This is a genomic window from Aeromonas aquatilis, from assembly GCF_054052405.1.
Map to the genome: position 1 here is coordinate 1 of NZ_JBSTYP010000098.1, position 10,586 is coordinate 10,586.

Below are 10,586 nucleotides of genomic sequence, written 5' to 3' on the forward strand. Positions count from 1 at the left end.
TGGTGAATAGTGTTCTCTCGATTTCATTCAATACCCCCGATTGTCTCATCGTAACAATCGGGACTGTCTGTGAAAATCAGGATACCTCACCATCAAGCCTACGGACTGACCAAGACACAAGGGGCCATCATGAGCGCCTGCACCACCCCGCTCGCTAATAGCCCCCAAGGCCAAGATGCTAGCCAGAAGGAAGGGGCTGAAATTGTCACGCTTCATCCACTTCACCACAACGATGAGGCTAAAGAACAGGTGCTACCGGCTGGATTCGAGATCAAGGGGGATCGCCTTTGTGTGTGGGAGCTAGTGGGGCGGGGAGACAATACCCGGCAAGAGTTGGTGCCCATATCAAGCCCGGTGCAAGTATTGGCTGAAACCAGTGATGAACATGGTCGGGGCTATGGCCGTCTGCTGGAGTGGCAAGATAGCGCCGGACGGACGCGCCGCTGGGCAATGCCTGTCCGTTCGTTGGTGCCGCGCAATGGTGAAGAGGTCTTTACTGCACTGTTAGATGCAGGCTTGCCATTTATTGAGTTGGGCCACAAACGCAAGCTGGCCGAGTATCTGATGGCTTGCCAGCCAGAGAGGCGGATCACCTGTGTAGAGCGTACCGGCTGGCATGGTAATGCCTATGTGCTGCCACAAGGGGCGATAGGGCCAGATGCCGAGGGTGTGATCCTACAAACGGCTGGATACGCAGCCAGTGACTTTACCGAACGTGGCACCTTGGCCGAATGGCAACTGGGAGTTGCTGCGCTGGCAGTGGGGAACTCCCGACTTTGCTTTGCCCTGTCACTGGCATTCGCAGCCCCACTGCTCACGTTGGTGGGAATGGAAGGCGGTGGCTTTCATCTCAAGGGGGAAAGCACAGACGGCAAAACGACCATCATGAAGGCCGCCGCCAGTGTTTACGGCAATCCTGACCGTTATAGCCAAACTTGGCGAGCAACCGGTAACGCGATTGAGGGGATCGCCAGTCGGCGCAATGATGCCCTGCTTTGTTTGGATGAACTGGGGGAGTTGGATGGCAAAGAGGCCGGGCAAGTGGCCTATATGCTGGCTAACGGACAAGGCAAGGGTCGGAGCAAGCAGGATGGGGAGTTGAGGGAGCGCAAGGCATGGCGCTTGCTGTATCTCTCCACGGGTGAATTGAGCCTTGAGGATCATGCCGCCAGTGCAGGTCAGCGAACCCAAGCCGGGATGGAAGTACGTACCATCCAGATCCCGAGCAACACCGGGCACCATGGGGCGTTTGAATGGTTGCATGGCATGGAAGGCGGACGCCTCTTTGCCGATACCCTCAAGACCAACGCAGATCGCCAGCATGGCACCGCCTTTCGAGCCTTAGTGGAAGGGCTGGCCATCGATCTGGATACACACCGCGAACGCTTGGCTAGCGAAATCAAACGCCTTGCCAGCGAGCTAACACCAAAGGGGGCTGGCAACCAAGTAGGACGAGCCATCAACCGATTCGCGCTGGTGGCTGCTGCCGGTGAACTGGCGACCCAACTTGGCGTAACGGGCTGGCCAGAGGGCGAGGCGATCCGGGCGGCGCGGGTTTGCCTCAAGGCGTGGCTGATGGAACGGGGCCATCTTGGCAACAAGGAAGACACCACCACCTTGGAGCAGGTACGCAGATTTATCACCGCCCATCAGCACAGTCGTTTTGCTGACTGGTTCGATGCCAGCCATCGTCCGGCCAATATGGTGGGCTATCGAAAGGCGGATGCTGATGGGGTGAGCTTCTTTGTGTTGCCGCCCGGCTGGGCAGAGCTCACCAAAGGACGCGATCCCAAACGTGCGGCGCACCTGTGTCTTGAGGCGGGTTATCTACTGACAGGCAAGGACAAGAAGCGACTACAGCGCAAGGCAAGACTACCGGGTATGAGTGGAGCAGTGTGGGTGTACTTGCTGACCGAACGCGTGTTGGCCGATCCCGCCGAGGAACAAGAATACGTGTGAAGCCAGCCAGAAGGAGGCCGAGGGTTACCGAGTCCGGCCATTTTCCCCAGCCTTGTGTACGCACGTAAAGAACACGCTAAAAGCGGTGGGCACAGTGGGAACAAAACCTCTCGATGAGACGGAAAGCCTTTTATGGCAAGGGATTGAGCTGTTCCCCTACACACGAATGTGGAGTGGGTACAAGGTGGGAACAATGGGAACAGAAGACCAAATATTGAAGTTGTTCCCACCTGTTCCCAAGAGATCTGTGAAGTTGTGGGTACAAACAAAACCAGTAATGACGCGGGTTAGCAGATATTGTTCCCGCATTCTCACCGTTCCCACTGTTTTTCTAAGACATATAGAGCAAACCGCAACTCAAAGCCTCACTTTAACAACAATGTCGTATGGAGATTAACTAACGAACAGCGTCCCCCCCGACATTCAACGAAAGAGGTAGCATCTCTGGCTAGCAGATTGTTATCTGGTTGCAGAACAATGAGCTTAGTGCAGCAAAAGTGATCACCACTCCGATGAATAGGGGCAAACTGATCGCCAAAGTGATCGTCAAAGTGATCGCGTGATCACTTCCAACGCAGTGACAACCAAATCAACCGCGCAATAAAAGCAACTAAATATCAATTACTTATATATAAACCAAGATGAGCAATTACGCGTAATGATCAGACCAAAGCCGTAAAACCAAAAATCCTAAACAGCTAAATCAGCATTTTCAAAAAAACCAAGACCTGACAGAACTGATCGTCAGCCCCCAGTCCAGCAACCCCCACCGACAAGCGAGCCAAATAGCGGGTGACCTCTCATTCGTCGCAATAACATCGCTCCAAAGGCATCCATAGCGGTTTATGGCATCCGGGCAAGGCGGTAGAATGGCCGCCAACTCAATCCATTAGCAATAAGCGCACCTGTGACCGGCGCTTATGCCCATGCTTTACCCGGATGCCTTTCATGTTTGATCAAGCCTTCAAAAATATCGACGACGCCCTGCACAAAGAGTCGGGCTGCAGCTCTGAACTGGATTACACCGAACAGACCTCCTGGCTGTTATTCCTCAAGTACCTCGACGCACTGGAGCAGGACAAAGAGAGCGAAGCGCTGTTGGAAGGCAAGGCCTATACCCCAATCCTGCTGCCCCGCTATCGCTGGTCGAGCTGGGCCGCCCCTAAGGGTGCCGATGGCAAGATTGACCACAACATGGCCATGACAGGCGATGATCTGGTGGAGTTCGTCGATAACGAGCTGTTCGCCTATCTGGAAGGGTTCAAGCAACGGGCAAGCGGGCCGGATACCATCGAATACAAGATTGGCGAGATTTTCGGCGAGATTCAGAACAAGATCCGCAGCGGCTACACCCTGCGCGATATCATCGACTACATCGACGAGCTGCGCTTTCGCTCCCAGGTGGAAAAACACGAGCTGTCGGCCCTCTATGAAGAGAAGATCAAGCGGATGGGCAACGCCGGGCGCAATGGCGGCGAATACTACACCCCTCGCCCGCTGATCCGGGCCATGATTGCGGTGATCAAGCCGCGCATAGGCGAGCGGATCTATGATGGTGCCTGTGGCTCGGCTGGCTTCTTGTGTGAAGCCCACGATTACCTGAGCGCCACACCGGGTCTGACTACCGACGATCTGGCCACTCTGCAGACCCGCACCTTCTACGGCAAGGAGAAGAAGAGCCTCGCCTACGTCATAGCTATCATGAACATGATTTTGCATGGCATCGAAGCGCCCAATATCCAGCACACCAACACCCTGGCCGAGAACTTGAGCGATATTCAGGACAAAGACCGGATGGAGGTGATCCTTGCCAACCCACCGTTTGGCGGCAAGGAGCGCAAGGAGGTACAGCAGAACTTCCCTATTCGCACCGGCGAAACCGCATTTTTGTTTCTGCAGCACTTTATCAAGATGCTAAAAGTGGGCGGCCGTGCTGCCATCGTTATCAAGAACACCTTCCTCTCCAATACCGATAACGCCTCGGCGGCGCTGCGTAAATTGCTGCTGGAGAGCTGCAACCTGCACACGGTACTGGATTGCCCGGGCGGCACCTTCCAGGGGGCCGGGGTGAAAACCGTGGTGCTGTTCTTTACCAAGGGTGAACCGACCCGCAAGGTGTGGTTCTATCAGCTCGCTCCGGGCCGCAATATGGGCAAAACCAACCCGCTTAATGACGACGATCTGAAAGAGTTTGTCGAACTGCAGGCCAGCTTTGCCGACTCGGCCAACAGCTGGAGCCTGGACGTTGCCGAGATCGACACCAGCAGCTATGACCTGTCGGTGAAAAATCCTAGCGGCGGAGAAGAAGTGGTGCATCGCAGCCCGAGCGAGATTATGGATGAGATCGCGCTACTGGATGCCGAAAGCACCGAGCTGCTGGCCACTATTCGGGGGCTGGTATGAAGGCAGGGTGGAAGCTAGAAAAGCTTGGTGATGTGTGTGACATCATAATGGGCCAAAGTCCAGATGGTAAAAGCTACAATTCAGTTGGACAAGGTGTACCGCTTATTAACGGACCTGTCGAGTTTAGTAATGGTTCATTTGGTGAAACTGTTCGCTCAAAATTTACAACTCAACCAACGAAGCTTTGCAAAGAAGGCGATCTTATTCTTTGTGTCCGAGGATCTACAACTGGACGGATGAATATCGCTGGTTTCGATGCATGTATCGGGCGCGGTGTAGCTGCTATTAGAGCGAAACAGTTTCAACCATGGATTAATTACTTTGTCAGCTCAAAGCGTGATGAAATTCACGGTAAAGGAACAGGAGCTACTTTTCCTAACGTGTCAGGAACAATGCTGGCAAATTTTGAGTTATTGATGCCTCAGCTCCCAGAACAGCAACGGATCGTCGCCATTCTCGACGAGGCCTTTGAAGCGATCGCGGCAGCACGCGCCAATGCCGAGCACAACCGTCAGAATGCACGAGCCCTGTTTGAAAGCTATCTCCAGTCGGTGTTTAGCCAACGCGGTGATGGGTGGATAAAGAAACCATTATCCAAGCTTTGTGATATAAAACATGGTTTTGCTTTCAAAAGTGAATACTTCACAAATGAAGGTGGTTATACCTTGCTCACTCCAGGGAATTTTTTTGAAACGGGCGGGTATCGTGATCGTGGTGATAAACAGAAATTCTATAGTGGGGATATTCCTCAAGGTTTCCTCCTTGAAGCAGGAGATTTACTGGTCGCAATGACTGAACAAGCGGCAGGCCTACTTGGCAGTCCCATCATTGTTCCTAGCCAAGGAAAATTCCTTCATAATCAGCGACTAGGCTTGGTAAGCGGTAAGCCCGGCATACCTTGGCTAAATGAATTTTTCTTTCATGTATTTAATACTCAGGCAGTACGCCAAGCTATTCATGAAAGTGCGTCAGGGGCGAAAGTTCGCCATACATCCCCCACTAAGATTGGTGCTGTAACTGTTGCATTCCCTGCGTCAATAGAAGAACAAAAAGCTATCGTCGCTACATTGGACACACTCACAATCGAAACACAACGTCTCGAATCCCTCTACCAACGCAAGATTGCCGCACTGGACGAACTAAAACAGTCCCTACTGCAGCAAGCATTTAGCGGCCATTTGTAAACCCGTGATACCTTGATGATCTATGACATTTTCGACTGATATGGCAGGAGATAAACCATGACCCGTATGCGTATCAAGCACTTTGGCCCCATCGGCCCGGGCCGCTTGGATAACGATGGCTGGATCGACTTTAAGCCTGTCACCCTGTTTATTGGCAACCAGGGGGCGGGTAAAAGCACTGTGGCAAAGCTGTTTGCCACCTTCTGCTGGATTGAGAAGGCCCTAGTGCGCGGTGACTTTGAGAAGAAGTGGTTTGAACGCAAAGGCCGTTTCAAAAACAAGTTTTTGGGCTACCACCGGTTGGAAAACTATCAAAAAGGCGAGACAAGCATTGAATATGAAGGTGACGCCTACGCCATCAGTTACGCTGGTGGTCAACTGAGCATCCGCGAATTATCAAGTCAACAGTATGCGCTCCCCCAAGTGATGTATGTACCGGCAGAACGCAACTTTATCTCTTATGTGCGTCACACAAGGGAACTGAAACTATCCTCTGAATCGTTACAAGAGTTTCTGACGGCGTTCGATCAGGCCAAGCAGAGCCTGCGGGGGTCGATGACATTACCCATCAATAACATCGAGATCGAATACGACAAGCTCAACGATATTATCAACCTCAGGGGGCAAGGCCATAAGGTACGGCTAACTGACGCGGCGAGCGGCTTCCAATCGTTCGTGCCGGTCTATCTGGTCAGCCAGCATCTGGCCAACTTGGTACAAACCCAGAGCAAAAATGATCAGCCAGCGATGAGCACTGATGAGATGACGCGCTTTAAAAAAGCGGTGGCCAGCATTTTTGCCAATGACATCCTGACCGATGAGCAAAAACGAGTGGCGATGTCTGTACTCTCCAATCGGTTTAACAAGACGGCATTTATCAATATCGTCGAAGAACCGGAGCAAAACTTGTTCCCCTCGTCCCAATGGGAGCTGCTCAAAAATCTGCTGGCTTTTAACCATCAAGGGCCCCAGAACCAACTAGTACTGACCACCCATAGCCCTTATATCGTTAATTATCTAAGCCTCGCGATTCAGGGCAGGCAGTTACAACAACGGATGCAGGCCGCTGGTCGAATAGACCTCCTGCCCGAGCTTTACCAGCTTATCCCTGAGTCGGCGTTACTGGTGGCCGACGAGGTGGCGATTTATCAATGCGATGAGCAAGAGGGTCGCATTAGTCAGCTCGATTGTTATGAGGGCATCCCCTCCGATCAGAACTTGCTCAACGATTGGCTACGGATGGGCAACAGCTTGTTCGATCAGTTACTGCAATTGGAAGAGGCCATCTAAATGGATTTTTTCAATCCCAATTGCCAGCAAGGGCCATACAGTGACTCGCTGTTTGGAGTATGCGATGACCAGGACACCACCCCCGCCTATATCGATACCCAAGACCCGGACAAGTGGGTCGCGAGAGTGGAAAATCCGGCAGAGCGGGCAGTGACTTTTACCGCTATCGACAAGTGTGTAATCCAGGATGATGAGGAACGAGGCAGGGGCCGATGTGATGGCATGCTGACCTCTGATGGCTTGCTCTATTTGGTCGAGTTAAAAGACCAAGGCCCTGGTTGGCAATCACATGCTATCGAGCAACTGAAATCCACTATTAATTTTCTGCGCTTCCACCATGATTTGTCAGGCTTTCGTCAAAAGAAGGCATTTGCTTGTAATAAAAGGCATCGACACCGTGGATTTGTAGAGATTGACCACGAAGTAAAACTGCGGTTCTTCCGCGAGTATGGTTTTCGCCTCGATGTGCAGACGACGATCAAGCTACCTGAGTAGCCAATAACACAGATCATTTCTTGATTGGGTTTTCATTGGATAGCTTAGCGGGATGACAACGCTGCTGCTCCCGAGGATGACTCGGCAGTTGGCTATAGAGACAGGGAGAGAACGTGAAGAACGAAGCAGAAACCCGCAGCGACCATATCGACCCCATGCTGGTAGCCGCTGGCTGGGGCGTCACCCCGGGCAGCCGCATTCGCCGCGAGTACCCGATCACCCTGGGGCGATTGGAAGGCAATGGTAAACGGGGAAAGCCTCTCTCGGCTGACTATGTGCTGGAGTATCGCAATACCAAGCTGGCAGTAATCGAGGCCAAGGCTTGGGACAAGCCGCTCACCGCCGGGGTGGGTCAGGCCAAGGATTACGCCAGCAAGCTTGCCATCCGCTTTACCTATTCGAGCAATGGCCAGGGTATCTATGCCATCGACATGGAGACCGGCAAGGAGGGAGAGACCCTAACCTTCCCGAGCCCGGATGAGCTGTGGAATGCCACCTTTGCGGTGCAAAATTGCTGGTGGGATCGCTTCACTGCCGTACCTTTTGAAGACAAAGGCGGCTACTGGCAGGGGCGTTACTATCAGGATATCGCCATCGAGCGGGTATTGAAGGCCATCAGCCAAGGACAAGATCGCATTCTGCTGACCCTGGCAACTGGCACCGGCAAGACTTTTATTGCCTTCCAGTTGGCCTGGAAGCTGTTTCATAGTCGCTGGAACATCAATGACTGGAAGAGCGAAGGTGAACCGGCCCGCCGCCCCCGCATTCTGTTTCTGGCAGACCGCAATATCTTGGCCAATCAGGCGTTCAACAGTTTCTCTGCCTTCCCGGAAGATGCTCTGGTGCGGATCTCCCCCGATGAGATCAGAAAGAAAGGTCGCGCCCCCAAGAATGGCAATATCTTCTTCACCATCTTCCAGACCTTTATGACTGGCACCGATACCGAGGGCAAACCAGCCCCGGTATTTGGTGACTACCCCGCCGATTTCTTCGATCTCATCATCATCGACGAGTGCCACCGGGGGGGTGCCAACGATGAGGGCAACTGGCGGGATATCCTCAACTACTTCAAACCTGCCGTACAACTAGGGCTGACCGCAACCCCCAAGCGTAAGGATAACGTCGATACCTATGCCTACTTTGGCGAGCCGGTTTATAGTTATTCCCTCAAAGAGGGGATCAACGATGGTTACCTGACACCGTTTCGGGTGCGCCAACATGCCACCACACTGGATGAGTACATCTACACCTCTGATGACAAGGTGATTCAGGGAGAAGTAGAACGAGGTCGGGTTTACACCGAGCAGGATATGAACCGCATCATCGAGATCGGCGCCCGCGAGAAAAAACGGGTCGAGATCTTTATGAAGGAGATAGACCAGCGCCAGAAGGCCATCGTGTTCTGTGCCACCCAGGATCATGCGCTGGCGGTGCGAGATCTCATCAACCAGATGAAAAAGAGCAAACACCCCGACTATTGCCACCGGGTCACCGCCGACGACGGTGCGCTGGGCGAGCAGTGGTTGCGCGATTTTCAGGATAACGAGAAATCGATCCCGACTATCCTGACCACCTCACAAAAGCTCTCTACCGGCGTCGATGCCCGCAATGTGCGCAATATCGTATTGATGCGCCCGGTTAACTCGATGATCGAGTTTAAACAGATCATCGGCAGAGGCACCCGGCTGTGTGATGGCAAGGATTACTTCACCCTGCATGACTTTGTAAAAGCCCATCACCACTTTAGCGACCCGGAGTGGGATGGTGAGCCCCTGCCAGCCGAGGTATGTGAACGCTGCGGCACCTCTCCTTGCTCCTGCGAGAAAGTACCGCCCAAACCATGCAAGGTCTGTGGCGAGCGCCCTTGTGTCTGTCTGAAAGAGCCTGAGCCCGAGTATCAGTGCGAGGTGTGCGGCAATAAGCCCTGCACCTGTCAGAAGAAAGATAAGATCAAGATTGAACTGGCAGACGGCAAGGCCCGCAAGATCCAACACATGAGCGCCACCAGCTTCTGGCACCCGGATGGTACGCCGATGTCAGCCGCCGAATTTATGGACGAGCTGTTTGGCAAGTTGCCCGAGTTTTTCAAGGATGAAGACGAGCTGCGCGCGCTCTGGAGTGAACCGGGCACCCGCAAAAAGCTGCTTGATGGTCTGGCAGAGAAAGGGTTTGGCATTGACCAACTGACCGAGATGCAGAAGGTAATCGAGGCCGAGCAGAGCGACCTGTTTGATGTGCTGGCTTACGTGGCCTATGCCGATGATCCCATGACCCGGGAAGAGCGAGCCACGCAAGCAGAGGCCATGCTGAGCCAGGAGTTTGACAGCAAGCAGCAAGCCTTCTTGAGTTTCGTGCTGGGCCACTATGTCAAAGAGGGGGTGAACGAACTGGATGACACCAAGCTGGGGCCACTACTCAAACTCAAATACAACAACGCTCTGGCGGATGCCTTTGCCGAGTTGGGCACTCCTGATGCTGTACGCAGCGCCTTCGTCGGCTTCCAGAAGTATCTCTATCGGGGGCAGTGACAGGAATGAGCGGTGTTGGTGCATAAATGGCCATAAACAGCCGGGGGATTTGAACCCTCGTCCAGGCGAAGGATAAGAGGTGATTGAATGTTCTGGATGCCCCTTTAAGAGGAGGTGGTTTCGCAATATGTACCACCACAAGTACCACCATCACCTCAAGCAAGAAACTCAAACGCAATAAAATCAAAAGCTTGGTGAGTTAAGTCAGAGACCCCAGGGCCACCAAATTGAAAAAGGCCGCTCATCATGAGCGGCCTTTTTGCATCTGCGGGTCGGGCAATGTCCCGTGATAAGCTCGAGGAGGCCATAGAAAAGGCTATGTCCCAATTACGTGTTGCATGGGGTATCCCAGCGCCTCATGCAAACACGTTTTGATATTCACTTCCCTTCCGTAACGCTCCAGCATCCTGCGCCAACCCAGGTAGTTCTTCAGGTAGTGCGTCGCTACACCATGGAAACGCACCATCCACTCTTTTAACCGATGGTGATACCCGTTCACGTGCTGAATGTGATACGCGCCGGCCACTCGCTCACCCTGACGATTACGTACCACTTGATGCGTCACGCCCTGTACTTTGCTGAAGCTGGCATACACACCCGCACCATCGCTACACAGCACGGCATCCGGCGAAACAAGCTGAGGTGTCCTGACAAGATCGGACAGTCCCGGATCAAGCAGCCTGAGCAGTTCTCCAATACCTCTTGTTAAACTCCGCCGGGCTGACAT

At 53.2% G+C, this 10,586-nt stretch carries 6 protein-coding genes and 1 pseudogene; 6 read left to right on the plus strand and 1 reads right to left on the minus strand.

Going from position 1 to position 10,586, the window contains the following annotated elements; genetic code table 11:
• Window positions 1-87 precede the first annotated feature (87 nt).
• From ACW5W8_RS22785 to hsdR, 6 genes and pseudogenes are all read left to right on the plus strand, one after another.
• Window positions 88-1,959 (plus strand): annotated as a pseudogene (locus ACW5W8_RS22785) (DUF927 domain-containing protein); the annotation flags it as partial.
• 948 nt (window positions 1,960-2,907) lie between these two features.
• The gene (locus tag ACW5W8_RS22790) at window positions 2,908-4,362 is read left to right on the plus strand and encodes a type I restriction-modification system subunit M (protein ID WP_498630619.1); all 1,455 of its coding nucleotides are present in this window, start codon (window positions 2,908-2,910) and stop codon (window positions 4,360-4,362) included.
• A complete protein-coding gene (locus ACW5W8_RS22795; protein ID WP_498630621.1) occupies window positions 4,359-5,546 on the plus strand; it encodes a restriction endonuclease subunit S in 1,188 nt (395 codons plus the stop codon). The genes ACW5W8_RS22790 and ACW5W8_RS22795 overlap by 4 nt, the downstream gene beginning before the upstream one ends.
• 57 nt (window positions 5,547-5,603) lie before the next feature.
• Entirely contained in the window at window positions 5,604-6,836 is a 1,233-nt protein-coding gene (locus tag ACW5W8_RS22800) for an AAA family ATPase (RefSeq protein WP_498630623.1), read from the plus strand.
• The gene (locus ACW5W8_RS22805; protein ID WP_498630625.1) at window positions 6,837-7,331 is read left to right on the plus strand and encodes a hypothetical protein; all 495 of its coding nucleotides are present in this window, start codon (window positions 6,837-6,839) and stop codon (window positions 7,329-7,331) included. It abuts the gene before it with no gap.
• Between the two features lie 113 nt (window positions 7,332-7,444).
• Window positions 7,445-9,859, plus strand: a complete 2,415-nt coding sequence (gene hsdR, locus ACW5W8_RS22810) for an EcoAI/FtnUII family type I restriction enzme subunit R (protein WP_498630627.1) — start codon at window positions 7,445-7,447, stop codon at window positions 9,857-9,859.
• A 316-nt stretch (window positions 9,860-10,175) separates the two neighbouring features.
• Here hsdR and ACW5W8_RS22815 read toward each other — a convergent pair.
• Window positions 10,176-10,586: IS1595 family transposase (locus ACW5W8_RS22815; RefSeq protein ID WP_498630629.1), on the minus strand; the 411-nt coding region annotated here is incomplete at its 5' end.

Coding starts and splice junctions, on each gene's coding strand:
- ACW5W8_RS22790 (WP_498630619.1), top strand. CDS start 2,908: ATGTTTGATCAAGCCTTCAAAAATATCGACGACGCCCTGCACAAAGAG.
- ACW5W8_RS22795 (WP_498630621.1), top strand. CDS start 4,359: ATGAAGGCAGGGTGGAAGCTAGAAAAGCTTGGTGATGTGTGTGACATC.
- ACW5W8_RS22800 (WP_498630623.1), top strand. CDS start 5,604: ATGACCCGTATGCGTATCAAGCACTTTGGCCCCATCGGCCCGGGCCGC.
- ACW5W8_RS22805 (WP_498630625.1), top strand. CDS start 6,837: ATGGATTTTTTCAATCCCAATTGCCAGCAAGGGCCATACAGTGACTCG.